Source organism: Carboxydothermus islandicus (assembly GCF_001950325.1).
Taxonomy (GTDB): domain Bacteria; phylum Bacillota; class Z-2901; order Carboxydothermales; family Carboxydothermaceae; genus Carboxydothermus; species Carboxydothermus islandicus.
Window position 1 is genome coordinate 75,004 of sequence record NZ_BDJL01000142.1, and the last position, 20,334, is coordinate 95,337.

The following is a 20,334-nucleotide window of genomic DNA, read 5'->3' on the forward strand; positions in this document are numbered from 1 at the left end:
CTCCTTAAAGGGGTGGAATGGTAAAACCACCGGTAATTCCGGGCAGTCTCTTGATCTCTTTAAAGGTTTCATCGTCAACGGGCTGGTCCGTTTCAATAACCATCAGGGCTTCCGCTCCTTTTTTTTGACGGGCAACACTCATCCGGGCAATGTTTATCCCGTGCCATGCCAATACCGACGTCACCTTGGCTACCGCTCCCGGCTGGTCATTATGGGGAACAATTATGGTCGGATATTTGGCCGAAATATTGACCGGATAACCGTTGATATCGGTAATTAGCACCGCTCCTCCCCCAATCGAGCTCCCGGTAACCCTCGCAATGCTGGTTTCCCCCCAGAGTTCCATGTAAGCAGTATTGGGGTGAGCTTCCGGCAAATCTATCAGCAAAAATTCATAGTTTAAACCGCGTTCTTTGGCAATCTTTAAGCTTTCCCGAATACGGGGATCACTGGTATCAAAGCCCAAAAGGCCGGCAATAATAGCACGATCGGTACCATGACCCCGGTACGTTTCTTTAAAGGATCCGTGCAAAAAGATTTTAGCTTTTCTTGGCTCCTCCCCCAAGACAAGGCGCCCAACCCTCCCTAACCGCACCGCTCCGGCCGTATGGGAGCTGGAGGGCCCAATCATCACCGGTCCGATGATATCCAGTAAATCCATCTTTTCTCTACCGTCCTTCTACAGGGATACGGGAACTACCGAAAAAGTAGAAACATCAACCAAACCACGGTCCGTAAGTTTTAATTCCGGTATCACCGGAAGGCTTAAAAAGGCTAAGGTCATAAATGGGTCGTAATCTTCAGAAACCCCAAGACTTCTAACCAACCGGTGGAGCTTTTCCAGTTCTTCCTGGACTTCATAAAGGGTGCGGTCGGACATTAAACCGGCAATGGGAAGCGGTAAACTTCCCAAAACCTGGCCCTCGGCAACGACCGTAAGCCCCCCGCCAATGCGCTTTAGTTCCTCCACCGCGACAATAATATCTTCATCACTTATACCAGCTACCACCAAGTTATGCGAATCATGGGCAATGGTGGAGGCGATAGCTCCTTTTTTAAGCCCCAGGCCGTGGATTAACCCTACCCCAACATTACCGGTATAATTGTGCCGTTCAAAAACTGCCAGTTTGGCAATATCCCTTTCCGGTGAGGTTTTAAAGTATCCTCCCTCCACCGGAACTTCTAATACTAATTTTTTGGTGACAATTTGGTGGGGAATTAACCCTATGACCCGGGCCCTGTTGGAGTTAGCAGGTATTTTTAGTTTTTCCGGGTTGATTTCTTTTAAGCGCATCGTATTCCGAACCGCCCGGTCGTCCACCGGATAACCGGTAAAAAGCGGCTTTCCCTTTTCCGCTACCAATTTACCATCTTTAAACACATACCTGGGCTTAAATTCTTGTAAATCTTCAAATACTAAAATATCTGCCCGGTAACCCGGCGCGATAGCGCCCAAATCATACAATCTAAAGTAATTGGCAGCATTGATGGTTGCCAGCTGCAAGACCGTTGGTAAATCCGCTCCCGCCGAAACCGCCAATTTAACCATGTGATTAATAGAACCGAGTTTAATTAAATCTTCCGGATGCCGGTCATCGGTAACAAAGAGGCAGCGGGAAGCGGTATAACGGTCAACGGCGGGTAAAAGGTCCAATAAATTTTTCGTCGCCGATCCTTCCCGGAGCATTAAGTACATTCCCCGGGATAATCTTTCCCGGGCTTCTTCAGCGGTGGTGCACTCGTGCTCCGAATTTACCCCGGCAGCTATATAAGCGGTCAGCTCTTTTCCGGAAATCCCCGGGGCATGGCCGTCAACTAATTTTCCTTCTGCCACCGCCAATTTTTGCAGCATTTCCTCCCGAGTATTTAAAACGCTCGGATAATCCATCAACTCCCCTAATCCTAAAACCCGCGGGTGATTGATAAATTCCGAAAGCTCCCGGGCGGTTAATACCGCTCCGGCAGTTTCCAGCGAAGTTGCCGGAACGCAGGAAGGAAGCATCACATAAATATTTATCGGCAAATTACTGCTTGCTTCCAGCATGTACCGGATTCCGGCAATTCCGGTTACGTTGGCTATTTCATGGGGATCAACCACTGCCGTAAGGGTGCCGGCCGGTACTAATGCCCGGGCAAACTCTGCCGGTGATACCATCGAACTTTCAATATGCACGTGCCCGTCAATAAATCCCGGAGTGACATACGCTCCCTGTAAATCGTGGGTAGTCTTTCCTTCATATTCCCCAATGCCGGCGATGTAGCCGGAAACCACCGCTACATCGCCGGTAACAAACTCTCCCGTAAAGCTATTAAACACTTGAGCATTTTTTAACACCAGGTCCGCAGGCTTTTTCCCTAAGGCTACTTCCACCAAATCTTTTACCGGTTTCATCGCTCTCACCTATTCTAAGCTAACTCCAACCCGGTTAGCAACACGCTTTAAGCTTTCATTGGCTTTTCGGCGGACTTCTACCTCATCCATGGTTTTTAAGACCCGGTTCTCCATTACAATCTTACCATCAACAATGGTGGTTAAAACGTTACTGCTCTGAGCCTGATAAACGAGCTGGGTGTATATATTTACCCCCTCGTTGGGAGTTGTTCTCATTTCATCCAGGTCCACAATGACCACATCCGCTTTTTTACCCACTTCCAGGCTGCCAATCTGGTCTTCCAAGCCCATGGCCCGGGCACCACCAATGGTAGCTAATTCAAACACTTTCTGGGCGGGCATAGAAGTTGGACCGTAGAACGGTTTTTGAATCAGCGCTGCCATCCGCATCTCGATAAAAGCATCCAGGTTATTGTTGCACGGAGCGCCATCGGCGGCGATGGAAATTTCCGCGCCCATCTCTAAAAGTTCGGGAATTTTGGCAATGCCTGAGGCCAATTTTAAGTTGGAAGATGGGCAGTGGGCAATTTTGGTTTTCGATTCAGTCAGAACCTTCATTTCCTGTTCGTCCAAATGGATACAGTGGGCAAGGATCAGGTTTGGAGCGGTCATCCCTAACTTTTCTAAGTACAAAACGTTTCTCATACCTCTTTCCCTTAAAACAAGCTCCACTTCTCCCTTATTTTCAGAAGCATGGGTATGAATCCGGACTTTATACTGATCAGCTAATTTGACAACTTCCTTTAATAAATCTTCGGTGCAGGAAACCGCAAAGCGTGGAGTAAAGGCGTACAAAATGCGTCCGTTGTCCTTGCCGTGCCATTTTTCAAGGAGCTGCACGCTTTCATTAATGGCATTTTCGGTGGTATCCTGCATGGACTTGGGTACTTCCGTCCCGTAATCCATCATGCACTTTCCAGAAATCGCCCGGATACCGCCGTCGTAAATGGCCTGGAAATTAGAGTCGGTATGGTTAACCGTTGCCATATCGACGATAGCAGTAGTTCCACCTTTAAACAGCTCGCCAATTCCAAGCATTGCCGAATAATACAGGGATTCGGGATCGTGCCCTCCTTCTAAAGGCCAGATCCGAAGTTTTAACCAATCCAAAAGTTCCAAATCGTCCGCCTGGCCCCGAAAAAGGGTTTGGCAGAGGTGAATGTGAGTCTGGATTAATCCGGGAATCACCACTTTACCGGTAGCGTCGATAACCTTATCGGCCTTCACCTGGAGGTTTGGACCAATTTCTTTAATAAGGTTTCCTTCAATGTAGATATCACCTTTTAGAATTTCACGTTTTGCGTTCATTGTCACAATGGTTCCGTTTTTAATTAAAATTGACATGGCAGTCACTCCCTTGAAAACAGTTTGGGCCCGACATTGTAAATCAAATTTGCAACTTTTCTCACAAGGATTAAAGACCAGGCTTAACGCCTGGCCTTCCCTTGTAAGAGTTTATTTTGCCTTTAGTGGAGCCGCATGTAGAAGTTAATGATAAAGGCAATGGAAACAATCCACATTACCCAGCTAATATCCTTGAATTTTCCGGTTAAAGCTTTTACCAAGGTGTAGGAAACAAAACCAAAGGCAAAACCGTTAGCAATACTGTAGGTAAGGGGCATCATGATAATGGTCATAAACGCCGGGAAAGCTTCGGTAAAATCATCAAAATCAACATGCCGGATTTCCGCTAACATTAAAGCACCTACGAGAATTAAGGCCGGGGCAGTTGCAAAGGCCGGTACCAAGCCAATTAGCGGAGCAAATATTAAAGCTACTACAAAAAGCACTGCTACCACAATAGCGGTTAAACCGGTTTTACCACCTTCAGCAATACCCGCCGCACTTTCAATATACGAAGTAACGGTGGTGGTACCGAAAATCGCACTGATAATCGTACCAATAGCGTCGGTGGTAAGAGCGCGGTCTAAGTTCTCAATCTTGCCATTTTCATCCATTAAGCCCGCTTTCCGGGTTAAACCAATTAAGGTCCCCATGTTGTCAAAAAGCTCAACCAGGGTCATGGTAAAGATAATGTTAAAAAGACCAAACTTCAAGGCACCGGCAAGATCAAGATGTAAGAATGTGGGCTTAAGACTTGGAATATTAAAGCTCATAATTCCGCTTATTCCTTTGGGCACCGGTACTACGCCAAAAATCATCCCGAGAACAGTAGTGGTAATAATCCCGATGAGCATGGCACCTTTAACATTCCGGGCCATTAAGACAGCAGTTAAAATCAAACCTACAACTGCCAGCAATGTGCTTGGTTCGGTTAAATTACCCAAAGTTACCGAAGTTGCTTCGCTGTTAACTACAATCCCCGCATTCCTTAATCCAATAAACGCAATGAATAAACCAATACCTACACCAATGGCAGCTTTTAAGTTGTTGGGCACCGCATTAACGATTGCCTGACGGATACCGCCAATGGTTAATATTAAGAAGAAAATACCGGAGAAAAATACCGCACCAAGACCTACCTGCCAGGGTAACCCTAATTGAGCCACAACAAAGTACGCAAAGAAGGCGTTTAAACCCATTCCAGGGGCTACCGCCACCGGAAAGTTAGCCCAGAGCCCCATTAAAGTAGTAGCCACCGCAGTAGCCCAGATCGTTGCCGCAATGGCCGCTTCTTTGGGAATCCCGGCATCGGCCAGGATGTTCGGGTTAACAAAGATAATGTAGGCCAACGTTACAAAGGTAGTAACACCTGCTAAAATCTCGGTTTTAACGTTGGTCCCTTTCTGGCTCAACTTGAAAATCCGGTCGAGCACTCCTTGATTAGATGCCATAACCATACCCCTTTCTTAATAATTTTGTAAATCCTCCGGTGCCCCATTTATAATAACCCTTGCGGGTTATTACCCATAACCTTATAAAATCTATTTACATATTTTTTCGGTAAATTTTTTAAAGCTCTCTTTAACATTCTTAGTTTTTATCTCAATATTTTCTTAAAATACTTATTCGACAAGGATTTTAAAATTCCTTCTTTAATTTTCAGAAAAAATAAATTTTTGTCGCATTTTGTAGATTTCCTTATTTTATGCTTTAAAAATTTGTTTATAATCTTTCATTGATATAACTGGTTACCCGGTCTTTGAGCTCGGTGCCCTCTTTTAAAAAAGCTTCCACCCTTTCCCGGGCCGCCAAAACATATCCTTCATCTTTAATGGAAGTAAGGTTAATTTTAACATTCATTATCGCCCCTTGTAAACCGGCATAAGCCATTTGCGCAGCAACTCCGGCATCGGAAAGGGCATTGGGATTCCCTTTTTCGGCAATAACGGGGCACAGGCGTAAAACTTCCAGGCACTTTTCGGCAACTTCCAGAGGTACATCCGCCGCTTTTTTATAGGCTTCCTGAATTTTTGCCGAACGCTCTTTTTTCTGCTCTTCGGTATCTCTGGGAAGCTTAAACGCCGCCATAACTTCGTTAAAAACTTCGGTATCGATATCAATTAAATTGACCAAACGTTCGTATAAAGCTTCGGTTTTATCTTTTAAAGGAGCAAGTTCCGCTTCTACCTCGGCAAATTTTTCCCGGCCAAGGGTTAAATTTAACACCATATTTAAGAGAGCTGCACCGTTTGCTCCGGCCAGGGCCGAAACACTACCCCCACCGGGAGCGGGAGATGATGACGCCAATTCATTGATAAAGCCACGGATGGTCAGGTCCGTTAGCATAATTTCACCTCCAGTTTAATTGGGGGCAGGGGTAAACCCTGCCCACTTTTCCTTACAGTAAGTCCGGAATGTGGTTTTCCCGAATCTGGTCGCGGTTAAAGTTTTCCAGTTGCAGGAAGTATTCGGCTACCCGCACCAGAGCTTCCTGCGGCACGGTGCCAATTAATTCGGTGCCCACAACCGGTACTCCCCACCGGGCTGCTTCGGATTTGACAAAGTTGTAGGTCCGGTAAAGGGGGCAAGCTTCGTGGTCAAACATGTTCATGGAAACAACCACCTGATTTCTTTCGGTAAACTTCAGAGCCACCGCCCGCACCGAGGTAAAGCCACCGGAAGGGCCTCTTACGGCCTTGGCGATTTGCTTGGCAATTTCCAGGTTATCGGTTCCGAGGATAACATTAAATGCCACCAACGGATTAGTTCCGGCACTAACGATGGTACCACCTTTATGGACAAACTCCTTAACATCACCGATATCCGGAAGACGCTTGGGGTCGGGATTTTCCGAAAGGAGTAAATCCCGTAAACCTTCATACTGACCTTTTCTAATAAAGTCAAGGGCTTTTCTTTCAGGAATACGGGCATTTTCCCCGGAGAAGAAAATAGGTACACCGGTACGCTTATTTAATTCTACACCAATTTCTTCGGCTAATTGAATGCATTCTTCCAGGGTAATGTTTCTCATGGGGAAAATGGGAATGGTGTCCTGCGCTCCAATTCGCGGGTGGTTACCCCTTTGCTGCTCCATATCGATTAATTCAATGGCTTTAGCCGCCATATTAATTAAAGCTTCTTTTAAGGGTTCTGGCTTACCAATGAGCTCAACCACCGTCCGGTTAAAGTCGGCATCGGGGAAATACCCGATTAGTTTAACTCCCGGTACATTTCTTACCTGGTCCACAATAGCTTCTACTACTTCCTTCCGCCGTCCTTCGGAAAAGTTCGGTACTGCATGGACGTACTTATTCATTATGTATCCTCCTCCTTCTTATAGTTTTTAATTTTTTATTTTAAGCCGGGGTTACCCAGCTTTAAAAGCACCTCTAAAACTCCGCCAGCAACCGCCAGCGCTTTTTCGGAAATGGTAAACGCGTACTCTTTTATCCCCCGCGGATCAATATCGCCAATTTTCATTCCTTCCTCCACCCGGACCTCCGGGTGAATAAGGCCCCGGATTACTCCGGAAACCTCCGCAACAATTTGCTTTTCACCGACAGTTCCTATTACCTCACCGGCTTTAACTTCCTGGCCAAAATCAAAATACCAGCAAATTTTACCCCTGCCCGGGGAATAAACCACCCTTTTAACGGTGTGTCCCCCGATTTCCCCGGGAATGCCGGTATCGGGCAAAGCTGAGCCCTGATAAATGGCACGCCCTAAGTAATGTCCCCGTTTTGTTTCAATAACCGCATGAACTTCCACGGGCGCAGTAAAACCGGGACCCACACCGATAACGATTTCCGCTTCCTCTTTTTTAGTCCCCAGGTTTTTCTTGGCCAGACGCGCATCAATTACCGCCCAGGGTTTTAGCTCTTTTACCACAATACTTTTTTCATCAGGGATAACGGGAATAATACCATTTGCCAGCAGGTTGGGAACTTCCTCAAGATTAGCTTTGCGTGCAGTAACGCCTTCCACGGTATGTTCTCCCGTATAGATCGCCTGAGCAAAGGCTACCATCCGGCGAATTGCCGTAGGTTTGGAAAGTTCCGTTGCCACCACTTTAAATCCCGCTTGATGCAAACGCCATATTATGCCCGTTGCGATATCTCCAGCGCCTTTGACCACAACAAGCCGCTGAAAAGAAAGGTAATCATCGGGTTTATCTATATCAAAAAGCACACCGTAATCCTCCGTATCGATGTACTTGGGATTTAACTCCGGAAGTAAGTCCCGTAAACCGGTGTCTCCGGTAAGCCTTTTTAAACAGGAAAAATATTTTCCGGGCAGATAGACCGGATGTCCTCGTTGTCCCCGGTAACTTAAACACCAAACTTCTTCCGGGTTTTTTTCAATAGCTTGCAAAAGAGCCTGTAAACTGCTAATTCCTACAAACGGCATATCACCAAGGGCTATCACCACACCCTGCCAGTAGCCCGGGAGCAGTCGCGCTGCTTCCCGTAACGTTCCCCCCATTCCTTCTAAAGCGGCGCTTTCACTTACTCTGTCCTTCGTTACCACCACAACTTCGGCAAAAACCCGTCTATACGTTGCTTCGGTCTGCTCCAATATCGTTTTGCCAAATAGCGGTAATGCCAATTTATCCTTCCCCATCCGCCGGGAACTTCCCCCGGCCAGAATAAAAACCCCCACTACCCCGGCAAGATGTAACCCTCCCTGAGCGAACCGTAAGTTACGATAACGCCACTATTTTTAAACAAGGACAGAACCTTCATTAACTGTTTATTATCTACCGCATCGGCTTGATTAAAAAAGATAACCTTTTTTCTGGTACTCGGAGAAAAATATTTTCCCCGCAAAATAAGCCGGTACAGAACTTCCGGCGAAATAATTTTTCCCGGCACCCCTTCGGCCCGGTGAATATACTCACCGCTATACGGTTTGTTTAATGCCGATAATCCTACCACAGCGATAACCGTCTCCGGAACATCTGGCAGAGCGGGCTCATGGGCCCAGTGAATTTTCAGGGGCCGACGATTACTGCCATCGGCTTCGATTACAAGAGGAATCCTGTACTGCCGGTAAAAGGCGTCTAACTCTTCCGGGGTAAAACCAATGATTTTTTCCTTTTCTACCCGACTTCCCACTAATATTTTTCTTTCTTCTTTTACCAACAATAACGCTTCTTCCAAGTTTTGTACCCGGTAAAAGGGTAGTTCCTCCCGGGGCGGGTAAGCAAGTTTGGTAGAAGTGGTAAGGATAAGGGGACCGTTCTGGCAGCGGGCCAAATAATACATCAGGGATGTTTTGCCCCCGCCGCCGGTTAACCATATGGGATAATTTAATTGATAACCGGCAAAGTTAAGCATTTTTCTGCTCTTTTTCTTTTAAGGCTTTTAAGATCTTTTCGGGAGTGGCGGGAAGTTCGGTAATTCTAACGCCTACCGCATTGTAAATAGCATTTAAGATGGCAGGCATTGTGGGCAGCATTGCCGGCTCCCCAACCCCTTTGGCCCCGTAAGGACCGGTTTCTTCGTAGGTTTCGACAATTACAGGAGTAACTTCAGGTACATCTAAAGCGGTAGGTATCAAATATTCGGTAAAGCTCGGGTTTTGAATCTGGCCGTTTTTCAGTTCTACTTCTTCGGTTAAAGCCCAGCCTACTCCCTGGGCCACCCCCCCCTGGATTTGGCCCTCCACAGCAATCTTATTGATTGCCCGGCCTACATCGTGGGCCGCTACAATCCGTATTACCTCCACTTTCCCGGTTTCCGTATCCACTTCCACTTCGGCAATCTGCGTAGCAAAAGCATAGGGGTAATAGGGAGCTCCCTGTCCCGTTTCCGGATCAACCATGGTGGAATGGGTGGTAAAGCTTGCTTCTCCGATTAAACGGTTGCCCTTAAAGCGCGCATGGCTGGCTAATTCTGCAACGGAAATCCGCTTTTGGGGGAAGGTTTTCACATAAACATAACCGTCTTTAATATCAAGACCATCAATGGTATTAACCGCTAAAACTCCGGCAGCAAAATCCAAAAGAATTTTTTTCGCTTTAGCCGCTGCTAATTTTACCGCATTGCCGGAGGTATAAGTTTGCCGGGTGGCTGCGGTAGTTCCGGCGTCCGGTGTACAGTCGGTATCCGCCGAAATTAAGGTAATCTTTTCAATTGGAATCCCCAGTTCTTCTGCGGCAATTTGGGCCAGCACCGTGTTGGAACCCTGGCCGCAGTCCGCAGCCCCGGTTAAAACGGTAGCACTCCCGTCATCGTGGATTTCCACCACCGCACTGGAGACATCCGGAAAACCGTTACCGTAGCCGGTACCGTAAAAAATTGACGCCATTCCGATACCCCTTTTTTTCACCGCTTCCACCTCCTTATTTAAGCTCTTCGACGTTCCAGCCAAAACGCCTGGCGGCTTCAAGCATCGTTTCCTTCAGCCCAACGCTCATGTCCAATATTTGACCGGTAGCCGTTTCCGAACCCCGTTCAAAGGCATTCCGCCAGCGAATGGTGAAAGGATGGAGATTTAACTTTTCCGCCAGCATGTCCATAATAGCTTCGTAAGCCATTGGGGGTTGCGCCGCACCAAATCCGCGCATTGCTCCGGTAAAGGGATTGTTGGTGTGAACGGCATAAGAGTCAACTTTAACATTGGGGATATAATACGGACCGGTGGCGTGTACCGCTGCTTTTCTTAAAATGTTCGGCGACCAGGAAAGGTATGCCCCGGCATCCCCGATAATCGTCGCCTCCAAGGCCACCAGTTTACCATCCCGGGTTGCACCCACCCTGTAATCCATATACATGGGATGGCGTTTGCTATGGGCTTTAAACGACTCGCTTCGGTCGTAAACAATTTTTACCGGCCGTTTTAATACCATCGCTGCCAGGCAGGCATGAATTTGCACCGTCATGTCTTCCCGGCCGCCAAAAGCCCCTCCTACCGCGGTGGTCACCACTCTGACCATATTCTGTGAAACCCCCAGAGCCCGGGCAATTTCCGTTCTATCCCAGTGGGGATACTGGGTGGCAACATAAATGACAATATGTCCCCGTTCGTCAACCGTGGCCACTCCTGCTTCCGGCTGCAAAAAAGCCTGGTCTACCATGGACGTCTTAAAGCTCTGTTCAACAATGACGTCGGCCAGGGCAAAACCCTTTTCCACATCCCCTTTGCGAATTTTTAAGTGATAGGCAATGTTACCGTTTTCACGAAGTTTGGGAGCCGTTTCTTTCATAGCCTCTCGGGGATCAAAAACCGCCGGCAATTCTTCGTATTCCACGTCAATTAAAAGCGCCGCTTCCTCGGCAATATCTTGAGTTTCAGCTACTACCAAACAAATAGCATCGTTTATGGAAGTAACCTTACCGTCGGCAAAAACCGGGATATCCGGATGCAAAACCCCGTGACCGTTATGACCGGGTACATCTCTGGCGGTGAATACTTTTAAAACTCCCGGTAGCGCCTCGGCTTTAGAAGTATCAAGTTTGGTTATTTTTGCATGAGGATACTTGGAACGAACGGTTTTACCGTATACCATTCCGGGAAGGTATATATCCTGGGGGAAAACCGCCTTTCCGGTAACCTTAGCTATGCCATCAACCCTCCAGGGAGATTGCCCCACAATTCGCTCATGCATTTACTTTCCCTCCTTTCGGGCAGCCAGTTCCACCGCATCAACAATTTTGTTGTAACCGGTACAACGGCAGAGGTTCCCGGAAATTGCCACTTTTATTTCCTCCCGGGTTGGATTGGGATTTTCTTTTAATAAAGCGTAGGCAGCCAGCACCATTCCGGGAGTACAATAACCGCACTGCACCGCTCCTGCCTCCAAAAAAGCCTCTTGAATGGGATGAAGTTTATCCGGAGTACCTATGCCCTCAATGGTAATCACTTCCCGCCCGTGAGCCGAATGGGCCATTACCAGGCAAGAGTTGACCGGTTTTCCATCCAGGAGAACGGTACAGGCCCCGCACTCTCCTTCACCGCAACCTTCCTTGGTACCGGTCAGGTGCAGGTAATCTCGAAGGAAATCGAGAAGGCGAATGTTGGTCGGTACTTCTCTTTCAATTAATTTTCCGTTAACCGTAAGGGAAAGCTTTTTCATCTCCACGGCCGCTACCTCCCCCGGCGCTGTTCAATGCGATTTAAAATTTCCCGCATAACTCCGGCAATCGCTTCGCGCTTGTAGGGGGCCGATGCGCGACTGCCGAGCTTATCCGCCACCAAATTTTTGGCAAGAGCGATAAGCTCTTCTTTGGTTTCTTCGTTAAATTCCCGACCGTTTAAAAACTGTTCTAATTCTGTTGCCCGAAAGGGATTGGGAGCAACCGAACCCAGGGCCACTCTTGCCTTTGCAATTTTGCTGCCGGCAAAAACAAGCTCCACCGCTCCTGAAATCCGCGCTATTGCCAGAGCATTCCGTCGCCCGAGTTTATAAAAACCGCTGACACTTCCCGGATACGGGGTTAAAATAACCTCTTCTAACAACTCATCCGGTTCAATTGCCGTTTTTCCTACCCCCTGGAGAAGTTCGGTAAGTAAAATCTCCCGGGTGCCCCTTTTACTTGTAAGTCTGGCTACCCCATCAAACAGCACCAGTGCCGGTACCGAATCGGCGGCTGGAGAGGCGTTTACTATATTGCCCCCAATGGTCCCTTGATTGCGAATTTGCGGTGAGCCCACAACTTTACAGGCATCGGCAAGGGCCGGGATTTTTTCTAAAACTATGGTAGAACTGGCAACTTCCGTAAAGGTTGTTGCCGCTTTAATAATAATTTTCCCCTCTTCTTCCCGAATACCTTTAAGAGCAGAAATATGGGTGATATCCACCAAAGCCTTGGGACTAACTTTCCTCTCCCGTAAATGAAGCACCAGGTCGGTACCGCCAGCGAGAATTTTATACTCTTCCCGTCCGGCGGCTAAAAGCTCCAGGGCTTCCTCTATGGTTTCGGGACGAAAATAATCAACCTTTTGCATATAAGTGCCCCTCCTTACTTAACCGGCGGAATGATGGCAAAACTATTAACATCAATTAAACCCTGGTCGGTAATTTTCCATTTGGGACTGGTGGTCAGGGCTAAAAACGACAGATGCATAAACGGTGCATGAACGGTACAACCAAGCTCCACGGCGGTTAAACGGTGAAGTTCGGCAATCTTCCGGGATAATTCGTAGCCATCTAACTCGTCGGTAATTAATCCTCCTACCGGCAGACGAAGGTCACCTAAAACCCTGCCGTTTTTCACCACCGCCACGCCACCGCCCATTTCAATAACCCGGTTAACCGCTAACGCCATATCCTGGTAGTTGGTTCCGACCACAATGATGTTGTGAGCGTCGTGGCTGACACTTTCCGCAAAGGCACCGCTCTTTAACCCAAAACCTTTAACAAAAGCCCGTCCGATACTGCCCTTACGTCCGTATCTTTCCACCACCGCAATCGGCAGTACGTCCTGGGTTAAATCCGGTTGTGCCACACCCCCACTAACCGGAACGGTAAATTCAAAAGCCTCGGTAAGGTTCTGATCGGGTATCAAACCGATGGTGCGCACTACCGCAGTACTGCCAGTAGCTTTAATCTCTAAAGCTTCCGCCGTTACCGGCTTGCATTTTACAGAGTGCTTTACTTCATCGGGATAAGTGTATTTCGGAATGTTAACTACCATTTTGCCCTTTTCGGCCACCAATTTTCCGCCAATATAAACTTTCTCAACTTTCATTTCCACTAAGTCGGAAATAACCACAATATCGGCCATCTTCCCGGGAGCTAAAACCCCAACGTGTTTCAAGCCAAAGTAGGTTGCGGGGTTAATGGTTACCATTTGGATTGCTTCCACCGGGTCAATCCCCTGTTTAATGATCCGGGCTACTACCCAGTTCATGTGGCCATTTTTAGCCAAATCCTCGGCCACCATGTCGTCGGTAGCTCCAATTAACCGCCGGGAATCCAGACCTTCTTCGGTAACCGCCCGGATGCATTCGGCCATGTTTTTCTGGGTCGAACCTTCCCGCATAAAAACATACATGCCATAGCGCAGCTTTTCCACGCACTCTTCTTTGGTGGTGGTTTCGTGACAGGAAGCTTCGGTACCGGCAGCAATTAAGTGTGCGGCTAATTCGCTGCCGAAAAGCTCCGGAGCGTTACCGTCCACTATTTTGCCAATAGACATGGCGTAAGTAGTTGAAGCAATTAAGTCGGTAATAATTTCCGGGGTGTATTTATAAACATACCTGGCGTTGGAAAAGCCCTGAAGCTCCCCGATGCCGATGACATTGGGATAATTTAATATTTCCGGCATATCCCTGGAAGTAATATCATATCCTGCAGTTTCCAACCCCGGACAGTCGGGAGTTAAAGCCGGTACTACCAAATATACCCGGTTGGGAACTACCCTGGTTTCTTCGGCCATAGCTTTAATACCGATAGGCCCTAAAGCGTTTCCAATTTCGTGGGGGTCCGCTACTAAAGTAGTGGTACCCGAAGGAATGGAAAGCCGGCTAAACTCGGAAATGGTTAGCATACTGCTTTCAAAATGCATGTGGGAGTCGATAAATCCCGGAGATAAGTAATATTTTCCCCCTAAATCCACCACTTCCGTTTCCGGGCCAATCAGGTCGGAAGCATCTCCCACTTTTAAAATGTATTCATCGTAAACTGCCACATCCGCCGGATAGATCTCCCGGGTTATAACATTGATTACCAGACCGTTTTTTAAGACCAGTGTTGCTTTTAATTCCGGATTCATTAAAACATCAACCAAACGCCGCCGAACAACTGCGGTCTTAAAGGTTTGGGCATCCATAAAAAACCTCCTCTTTAGCTTCGTTGCCACTCAAGCTTATCCACAATACCGATAATCGCCGCATCGATAGGTACCTCCCCCCGACGTACCGCAAAGGGAGCCACACTTCCGGTAACATACAGCACCAGCTCGCCAACTCCAGCTCCCACCGTATCCACAGCAACAAACGGCTGGCCTGCAGGATTACCATCCAAGTCTACCGGCAGGGTAATGAGCATTTTTGTCCCGACCAGTGCTTCGTCTTTTCGCGTGGCAACTACGTTACCAATAACTTTACCTAATAACATTCCCTCACCGCCTATTCAACAAAATTAATTTCTATATTATTTTGAGCGGCATATTCCCGGGCAAGGTCGGTGATAATTGTTTTTTGGGACACAGTAATAGTTTGATTGGCAAGCTTTAAAAGATCTTCCCGGGTAATAACCCGTTTATTTAAAGTAACTCCCGCCTTTAACGAAACAACAGTACTTTCTGTTGTTTGCGGTCCAAGGTAGGGAGAAAGCTTTTCTAAAATCGTTTTACCTTCATAGAGATAGATTTCCTGGGCCCGTAATTTTTCTATATTTTCATCAATTAGCCTTATCAAACCCGGAGGGGGATTGGCAAATCCCCGGCTTTTAAAGCCATCACCAGCAGGTAAAGCTCCATCCACAACACCAATAACCGGTTTGCCCGCAAGTTTGGCATGAAAAATCAGGGAAGCCAACGGTTCATCGTAAATACCATGGGCTAACTTGCCCACCAGGTTGGCAGAAACCACCGGTAAAAACACCAGGGTTACGGCTTTTAAAAACTCGTAAATTTTAAACTCCTTACCCTGATAGATTTTTGCAGTTCCGGTAAGGGATTTAAGATTTTCTTCACCGTAAAGTTCCAAAGCCGCTTGACTGGCAACAACTATTATTTCATAGCTTTCCCTTAAACGTTCTAAGGCTTGAAAGCCTTCCTGCGCCCCACCGGTCGCACCGGCAACCAAAATTAATGCTTTGGGCTTTGCACTGTTCAAGTTATTTTGCTGCTCTAAATAGTTTTTCATTGCGGTAAGATAAATGGACATTTTTTCACCCCTATCCAAAAAGCGCAATTCCTAAAGGGGTTACCAGCAGCGGATGAATAGGTACCTGTACCTCTTTGCCAAGAAACGTAGAAAACTCTTCGCGAAATCCAGTTAGGTAAGCGGTGCCACCCACCACATAAACCGGTAAAGATTGATCGTAATTTTTAATTACTTCTTTCACTATAATTGCCATTTTTTCAATTACCGGTCGAACTACCGGTATAATTTCCCGGTGACGGCTAAAATCTTTTTTGAGGGCTTCTGCTTCCTCAAAAGGTATCCTGTAATTTCCGGCTAAGACCAGTGATAGATGAGTTCCTCCCGTTGGTTCATCAAAGGTTGCGGTAATTTTCCCTTTTTCAATTACCGCAATACCGGTGGTACCGCCACCTATATCTACCACAATACCGTCCTCAATCCCAAGGGCCCGTGCAGCCGCTACCGGCTCATCCACCAGTGTTACCAGCTCCAATCCGGCCCCGGCAACTACATGACCGCAAGCTTCGGCATTCCGTCCTACAGTTCCCGGGGGAATGGCCGTGGCTGCCCGGGAAAGTTCAGTCCCTAAAAGCCCCTCCACTCTGGCTTTTAGTTCCCGCACAATCTGGATTGCTCCGATGTAATCAACCACCAGGCCGTCTTTAACCACACCGGCCCACTTCAAGGCTCCCGCAACCGGTATTCCTTCCTGGTCGGTAACCACCAGAACGATATCCGCAGTTCCGAGGTCAACGCCAACCTTATAGGGTGGTGGCAGGGGATTTACCTTTTCCCCGACAATTAAATCATTTAACAAGTTAAGTTTTTGTTCGAGCTCCACTTAACCCCTCCTAACAAGGCAGGGGATAGTACCGGGATTACTCCCGGACTATTTCCCTTGAATCTTGGCTAAAATTTGCGTTTCAACTTCAGCGTGGGGCCGCGGAATGACGTGGACCGCTACCAGTTCGCCAACCTTCTGGGCAGCAGCTGCTCCGGCATCGGTAGCGGCTTTAACCGCACCTACATCGCCCCGCACCATAATAGTAACAAGACCAAAGCCAATCTTTTCATAGCCAACAATAGTAACATTGGCAGCCTTAACCATCGCGTCCGCCGCTTCAATCGCCGCCACCAAACCTTTAGTTTCAATTAAACCCAAAGCTTCACCCATGATTAAATTACCTCCTTAAAATTTTTATTTTGATTTTTTATTGTCCTTATTTTTTTCCTCGGGTTTTTCAGGCTTTAACAACGATTCTTTGGTTTCATTGCTAAAAATGATTTTATCTAACTCCCCATGGGGTCGAGGAATAACATGCGACGTTAAAACTTCACCAACTTTTTGGGCCGCCGCAACACCTGCATCCACCGCAGCTTTTACCGCCGCTACCTCCCCTTCAAGCTTTAGGGTAACGGATACTTTTTTTCCGGCCCCTATAACCCGTTCAAACCCCAAAAAGGTTACATTGGCAGCTTTTACCGCAGCATCTAATGCTGTCATCGCGGTAGCGTACCCAATTGCTTCAATTAAACCAAGGGCTTTATCCATTCAATAGACCTCCTTTAAGCCCTAAATTCCGCCAAAACCTGCATTCCTACTTCCCGCGCTGCCTCCAGGGCATTTTTAACCGCTGCTGAATCGCCGGTGACCGTTAACCATACCTCGTTGGCAAAAGCCTGAGCCACCGAGGGCCCCCAGAACGACACCGGGGTCACATGGGCAGTTTTCAAAGCAGTATCGCTCATCAATAACCCTATCCCTGCCGGAGCCCCTATAATAATGCCGAAGGCCTGATTTAACGGTGCCCCAAATGTCTTGTTTAATGCTGCCGCTGCGCGAGCGGTGTAATGGGTTTCAATTTTCCCGGCCGGTGTATTTTTTATGTTCTGGTAGTACTCTTCCGTAGCCATAAGGGCAATTTCCACCGCCCTTATGACATCAGCAACATCCTCAGCAGCAAACAAGGCAAAAACTCCATGGCCCGGACCACCTAATTCATCCCGGGCAAGCTCTAACCGGATTAATTCGGAATTGGTCTTCTTAACCGCTTCATCGGCTGCCATGATTTGTACCGCAGCCCCAATCCGGGAGCTAATTACCCCTATAGCCCTTAAATTTCTGTTAACCTGAAGGTACTGGCCTAAATCCGGTTCAAGATTGGGAATTACGTAACCAACGGTGTTTCCCGCCGAAACCCCGATAAATTTTGCTTGCCCAAAACTTTTCTCCGTAATTTCCGATTTTCTGACTTCAGCTTTAACCTCTATGTTTTCTTCCATCGGTGTAAACCCGGTATTAATTTTCACCGGTGGCTTCATGGAAACGGTAAAAAGGGTTCCGCTGGGATTTAACTGGGGAGCAAAGGATGGACCCGGTTTATTGCCACTTTCCGGTGCTGTAATTCCTAAAAGCCGTTCCTTGCCTTTTTCCCGCTGATAATTGGGACGGCTTATACCGGGCTGGGCAATAATCGTAGTAGTTTCTCTGCCCTGCCGGTTTAAAACCTCAGACACAATTTTATCTACAAGGTTTTCCAAACTTTTTCACCCCTTTATTTTGCGGGTATAACTTTCAGCATTTCTTCATGGGGTCTGGGAATAACGTTAAAGGATACTATTTCTCCTACCTTTTGCGCCGCTGCCACACCGGCATCCACCGCCGCTTTTACCGCCGCTACATCTCCTTGCACGGTAATATTGACAAGGCCTGAGCCAACCACCCGGTATTCAATAATGCGAACATTGGCCGCTTTCACCATCGCATCCGCCGCTTCTATTGCTGCTGTAAGCCCCCGGGTTTCAACAAAGCCAATTGCATTACCCATTTAACATTACCTCCTACCACTCAAGGGTTAAGTAATCTTCCAGCCGGATTTGGTCATATCCCGGTATTCTGGTCCGGGCAAATCGTTCTTTTTCCGCCAGGGGATAGGTCGCATCAATACCCATTTTGGCCGATACCCCTCTTAAATTATGGGAAGGCTCTAAGGGTGTTCCCTGCGCCCCGGGGATAATTATCACATCTTGATCCGCCTGCACCCGGGTGGCAATGGCCCATTCTACATCTTCCGGGTTAAAGATATCCACATCGTCATTAACCACTACCACGTGCTTGACATCCTTATTGCTGGCCAGAGCTGCCAAAATCGCCTGCTTTCCCTGCCCTTCCGCCGTCTTTTTAATGGAAATAATCGCATGGCAGCGTCCGCCGCCTGCCATGGTGAGGTGAACATCCTGAACCGTTGGCACCACATGACGAACATGGTTATATAAAACTACTTCCCGCATCAAAGCATTTGGTAGTTTATGTTCGTAACTGGAAGGGAAGATAATTTGGAAAATCGGATTATTTCTAAAGGTTACAGCGGACACTTCCACTACCGGCTGCATCGTTTGCGGCCCGTAGTAACCCATTAATTCGCCAAAGGGTCCTTCGGGATGCCGAACATGCGGTAGCATCCGTCCTTCCAGCACTATTTCCGCATCGGCCGGAACTTCCAAATCAATGGTTTTGCATTTTACCAGCGGGAGCGGCTCTCCCATGAGCCGGCTGGCCACATTATATTTATCTAAACCAAAGGTTTGGGTCGAAAGTTGGCTGGATAAAGTTATGGCCGGGTGCACACCAAGAACTATGGCCACTTCCATGGCCTGGCCGCGTCTTTCAAATTCATAGTATTGTTCAATTAAACCCGGAGACTCAATTAAAATGCTCAAGTTGTTAGGTCCATTTAACTGCATCCGGCGAATGGAGGTAAAACGCCGTCCGTAAAAGGGATCTTTGGCAACAACGATCCCCGCTGTTATAAACGCTCCCGAATCTTTTTCGTGAAAAGTGGGAATTGGAAACAGTTTTCCGATATCAAAACCTTTGGTCAGGACATTTTCCTGTACCGGACCGGAGGGCAGTAACCGGGTTTCACCGGGATTGGTGATTGCTTCGGTTATTTTGACCAACAGTTCGGATTTGTCTATCCCCAGTGCCAAAGCAAAATTTTCCCTGGTACCAACTATGCCACCTACTGCCGGTACATCGTAGCCTTCAATCTTTTGAAAAAACATGGGAACAGTTCCCTTGGTTTTTTTCAAAAGTGCTCCCAGTTCAAATCTGGGGTTTACCGGTTTTTTCACCAGGTATAATGAGTTTTGCCGTTTTAATTGCTCTAAAAAACTCCTGAGCGATGCTGCCAAAAGTTAAAACCTCCTCTCGTACTACTCCCCCCAGCGTTTAAACAAATTGTGTTCAATTCCAAGGGAATCTAAAATCTTTCCAATTATAAACGCCACCATATCGCTTAAAGTCTGGGGACCAAAGTAAAACGCCGGAGAAGCAGGTAAAATTACCGCCCCCACCCGGGCCAAGCGAAGCATATTTTCCAGATGGATAACGGTTACCGGGGTTTCCCGCGGAACTATAATTAACTTCCGACCTTCTTTCAAAACCACATCGGCAGCTCTTGTCAGTAAATCCTCTCCGGTTCCGTTAGCTATCGCTCCCAGGGTATGCATGGAGCAGGGAACCACCACCATCCCCTGGGTTTTAAACGACCCGCTGGCAATCGGGGCAAACAGATCTGAATGATGGTAGAGCCGGGCGTATTTAGCGATTTCCGCTAAATCAACACCGCATTCGTGTTTTAAGACTTTCTCACCCATTTCGGTATAAACCGCATGAACTTCTATCCCCATCTGCGCTAAAACCTGGATTAACGTATAGCCGTAAATGGCCCCACTTGCCCCGGTTACCCCTACTACAATGCGCATTTATAAAGGCCTCCTTA

At 47.5% G+C, this 20,334-nt stretch carries 22 protein-coding genes; all 22 read right to left on the reverse strand.

The features are described from left to right. Nucleotides 1-4 precede the first annotated feature (4 nt). The 22 genes from sdaAB to ciss_RS12820 all read right to left on the reverse strand — a co-directional run bounded on the left by sdaAB (nucleotide 5) and on the right by ciss_RS12820 (nucleotide 20,317). Complete coding sequence (gene sdaAB, locus ciss_RS12710; protein ID WP_075866656.1) at nucleotides 5-661, reverse strand: L-serine ammonia-lyase, iron-sulfur-dependent subunit beta; 657 nt, start codon at nucleotides 659-661, stop codon at nucleotides 5-7. 18 nt (nucleotides 662-679) lie between these two features. Continuing rightward, a complete protein-coding gene (gene ade, locus ciss_RS12715) occupies nucleotides 680-2,392 on the reverse strand; it encodes an adenine deaminase (RefSeq protein ID WP_075866657.1) in 1,713 nt (570 codons plus the stop codon). 9 nt (nucleotides 2,393-2,401) lie between these two features. Next, nucleotides 2,402-3,736, reverse strand: coding sequence for a 5'-deoxyadenosine deaminase (locus ciss_RS12720; protein ID WP_075866658.1), 1,335 nt, complete (start codon nucleotides 3,734-3,736; stop codon nucleotides 2,402-2,404). Nucleotides 3,737-3,858: 122 nt separating this feature from the next. Then, entirely contained in the window at nucleotides 3,859-5,187 is a 1,329-nt protein-coding gene (locus ciss_RS12725) for an NCS2 family permease (protein WP_088775872.1), read from the reverse strand. Between the two features lie 271 nt (nucleotides 5,188-5,458). After that, nucleotides 5,459-6,082 (reverse strand): cyclodeaminase/cyclohydrolase family protein, encoded by a 624-nt coding sequence (locus tag ciss_RS12730; RefSeq protein ID WP_075866660.1) that lies wholly within the window; start codon nucleotides 6,080-6,082, stop codon nucleotides 5,459-5,461. 52 nt (nucleotides 6,083-6,134) lie between these two features. Beyond that, nucleotides 6,135-7,052, reverse strand: a complete 918-nt coding sequence (gene ftcD, locus ciss_RS12735; RefSeq protein ID WP_011343625.1) for a glutamate formimidoyltransferase — start codon at nucleotides 7,050-7,052, stop codon at nucleotides 6,135-6,137. Nucleotides 7,053-7,087: 35 nt separating this feature from the next. Then, nucleotides 7,088-8,395, reverse strand: coding sequence for a selenium-dependent molybdenum cofactor biosynthesis protein YqeB (gene yqeB, locus ciss_RS13070; protein ID WP_077177609.1), 1,308 nt, complete (start codon nucleotides 8,393-8,395; stop codon nucleotides 7,088-7,090). Continuing rightward, complete coding sequence (gene yqeC, locus ciss_RS12750) at nucleotides 8,395-9,072, reverse strand: selenium cofactor biosynthesis protein YqeC (RefSeq protein ID WP_075866661.1); 678 nt, start codon at nucleotides 9,070-9,072, stop codon at nucleotides 8,395-8,397. Before yqeC ends, yqeB begins: the two co-directional genes overlap by 1 nt. Continuing rightward, complete coding sequence (locus ciss_RS13715; RefSeq protein ID WP_075866662.1) at nucleotides 9,065-10,066, reverse strand: xanthine dehydrogenase family protein molybdopterin-binding subunit; 1,002 nt, start codon at nucleotides 10,064-10,066, stop codon at nucleotides 9,065-9,067. Before ciss_RS13715 ends, yqeC begins: the two co-directional genes overlap by 8 nt. A gap of 13 nt (nucleotides 10,067-10,079) precedes the next feature. Further along, nucleotides 10,080-11,345, reverse strand: a complete 1,266-nt coding sequence (locus ciss_RS13720) for a xanthine dehydrogenase family protein molybdopterin-binding subunit (protein WP_075866663.1) — start codon at nucleotides 11,343-11,345, stop codon at nucleotides 10,080-10,082. Then, nucleotides 11,346-11,813 carry a (2Fe-2S)-binding protein gene (locus tag ciss_RS12765; RefSeq protein WP_011343622.1) on the reverse strand — a complete coding sequence of 156 codons (468 nt, stop codon included), beginning with the start codon at nucleotides 11,811-11,813 and terminating at the stop codon, nucleotides 11,346-11,348. Between the two features lie 11 nt (nucleotides 11,814-11,824). After that, nucleotides 11,825-12,685: an FAD binding domain-containing protein gene (locus tag ciss_RS12770; protein ID WP_075866664.1), complete on the reverse strand. Its 861-nt coding sequence runs from the start codon at nucleotides 12,683-12,685 to the stop codon at nucleotides 11,825-11,827. 14 nt (nucleotides 12,686-12,699) lie between these two features. After that, a complete protein-coding gene (gene ade / locus ciss_RS12775) occupies nucleotides 12,700-14,511 on the reverse strand; it encodes an adenine deaminase (protein WP_075866665.1) in 1,812 nt (603 codons plus the stop codon). Between the two features lie 14 nt (nucleotides 14,512-14,525). Then, on the reverse strand, nucleotides 14,526-14,798 hold the full coding sequence (locus tag ciss_RS12780; RefSeq protein WP_075866666.1) for a EutN/CcmL family microcompartment protein: 273 nt from the start codon (nucleotides 14,796-14,798) through the stop codon (nucleotides 14,526-14,528). A gap of 11 nt (nucleotides 14,799-14,809) precedes the next feature. Continuing rightward, nucleotides 14,810-15,571, reverse strand: a complete 762-nt coding sequence (pduM, locus tag ciss_RS12785; RefSeq protein WP_075866667.1) for a microcompartment protein PduM — start codon at nucleotides 15,569-15,571, stop codon at nucleotides 14,810-14,812. 10 nt (nucleotides 15,572-15,581) lie between these two features. Beyond that, nucleotides 15,582-16,391, reverse strand: coding sequence for an ethanolamine utilization protein EutJ (gene eutJ / locus ciss_RS12790; RefSeq protein WP_075866668.1), 810 nt, complete (start codon nucleotides 16,389-16,391; stop codon nucleotides 15,582-15,584). A 48-nt stretch (nucleotides 16,392-16,439) separates the two neighbouring features. Continuing rightward, nucleotides 16,440-16,727, reverse strand: a complete 288-nt coding sequence (locus ciss_RS12795) for a BMC domain-containing protein (protein WP_235837310.1) — start codon at nucleotides 16,725-16,727, stop codon at nucleotides 16,440-16,442. Between the two features lie 21 nt (nucleotides 16,728-16,748). Next, nucleotides 16,749-17,102, reverse strand: a complete 354-nt coding sequence (locus tag ciss_RS12800; protein WP_075866670.1) for a BMC domain-containing protein — start codon at nucleotides 17,100-17,102, stop codon at nucleotides 16,749-16,751. A gap of 14 nt (nucleotides 17,103-17,116) precedes the next feature. Further along, a complete protein-coding gene (gene pduB, locus ciss_RS12805) occupies nucleotides 17,117-18,091 on the reverse strand; it encodes a propanediol utilization microcompartment protein PduB (protein WP_201787812.1) in 975 nt (324 codons plus the stop codon). Between the two features lie 14 nt (nucleotides 18,092-18,105). Further along, nucleotides 18,106-18,378 (reverse strand): BMC domain-containing protein, encoded by a 273-nt coding sequence (locus tag ciss_RS12810; RefSeq protein ID WP_075866671.1) that lies wholly within the window; start codon nucleotides 18,376-18,378, stop codon nucleotides 18,106-18,108. Nucleotides 18,379-18,391: 13 nt separating this feature from the next. Then, entirely contained in the window at nucleotides 18,392-19,744 is a 1,353-nt protein-coding gene (locus ciss_RS12815) for a UbiD family decarboxylase (RefSeq protein WP_075866672.1), read from the reverse strand. A 21-nt stretch (nucleotides 19,745-19,765) separates the two neighbouring features. Beyond that, nucleotides 19,766-20,317, reverse strand: coding sequence for a UbiX family flavin prenyltransferase (locus ciss_RS12820; RefSeq protein ID WP_075866673.1), 552 nt, complete (start codon nucleotides 20,315-20,317; stop codon nucleotides 19,766-19,768). Nucleotides 20,318-20,334 lie beyond the last annotated feature (17 nt).

What these genes read in the sequence shown, in the direction of transcription:
- ciss_RS12820 (WP_075866673.1), bottom strand. Translation starts at nt 20,317, where the DNA reads ATGCGCATTGTAGTAGGGGTAACCGGGGCAAGTGGGGCCATTTACGGC.
- ciss_RS12725 (WP_088775872.1), bottom strand. Translation starts at nt 5,187, where the DNA reads ATGGCATCTAATCAAGGAGTGCTCGACCGGATTTTCAAGTTGAGCCAG.
- ciss_RS12810 (WP_075866671.1), bottom strand. Translation starts at nt 18,378, where the DNA reads ATGGGTAATGCAATTGGCTTTGTTGAAACCCGGGGGCTTACAGCAGCA.
- ade (WP_075866665.1), bottom strand. Translation starts at nt 14,511, where the DNA reads ATGGATGCCCAAACCTTTAAGACCGCAGTTGTTCGGCGGCGTTTGGTT.
- ciss_RS12730 (WP_075866660.1), bottom strand. Translation starts at nt 6,082, where the DNA reads ATGCTAACGGACCTGACCATCCGTGGCTTTATCAATGAATTGGCGTCA.
- ftcD (WP_011343625.1), bottom strand. Translation starts at nt 7,052, where the DNA reads ATGAATAAGTACGTCCATGCAGTACCGAACTTTTCCGAAGGACGGCGG.
- pduM (WP_075866667.1), bottom strand. Translation starts at nt 15,571, where the DNA reads ATGTCCATTTATCTTACCGCAATGAAAAACTATTTAGAGCAGCAAAAT.
- yqeC (WP_075866661.1), bottom strand. Translation starts at nt 9,072, where the DNA reads ATGCTTAACTTTGCCGGTTATCAATTAAATTATCCCATATGGTTAACC.
- ciss_RS13720 (WP_075866663.1), bottom strand. Translation starts at nt 11,345, where the DNA reads ATGCATGAGCGAATTGTGGGGCAATCTCCCTGGAGGGTTGATGGCATA.
- sdaAB (WP_075866656.1), bottom strand. Translation starts at nt 661, where the DNA reads ATGGATTTACTGGATATCATCGGACCGGTGATGATTGGGCCCTCCAGC.
- ciss_RS12780 (WP_075866666.1), bottom strand. Translation starts at nt 14,798, where the DNA reads ATGTTATTAGGTAAAGTTATTGGTAACGTAGTTGCCACGCGAAAAGAC.
- ciss_RS12765 (WP_011343622.1), bottom strand. Translation starts at nt 11,813, where the DNA reads ATGAAAAAGCTTTCCCTTACGGTTAACGGAAAATTAATTGAAAGAGAA.
- ciss_RS12720 (WP_075866658.1), bottom strand. Translation starts at nt 3,736, where the DNA reads ATGTCAATTTTAATTAAAAACGGAACCATTGTGACAATGAACGCAAAA.
- ade (WP_075866657.1), bottom strand. Translation starts at nt 2,392, where the DNA reads ATGAAACCGGTAAAAGATTTGGTGGAAGTAGCCTTAGGGAAAAAGCCT.
- ciss_RS12770 (WP_075866664.1), bottom strand. Translation starts at nt 12,685, where the DNA reads ATGCAAAAGGTTGATTATTTTCGTCCCGAAACCATAGAGGAAGCCCTG.
- ciss_RS12800 (WP_075866670.1), bottom strand. Translation starts at nt 17,102, where the DNA reads ATGGATAAAGCCCTTGGTTTAATTGAAGCAATTGGGTACGCTACCGCG.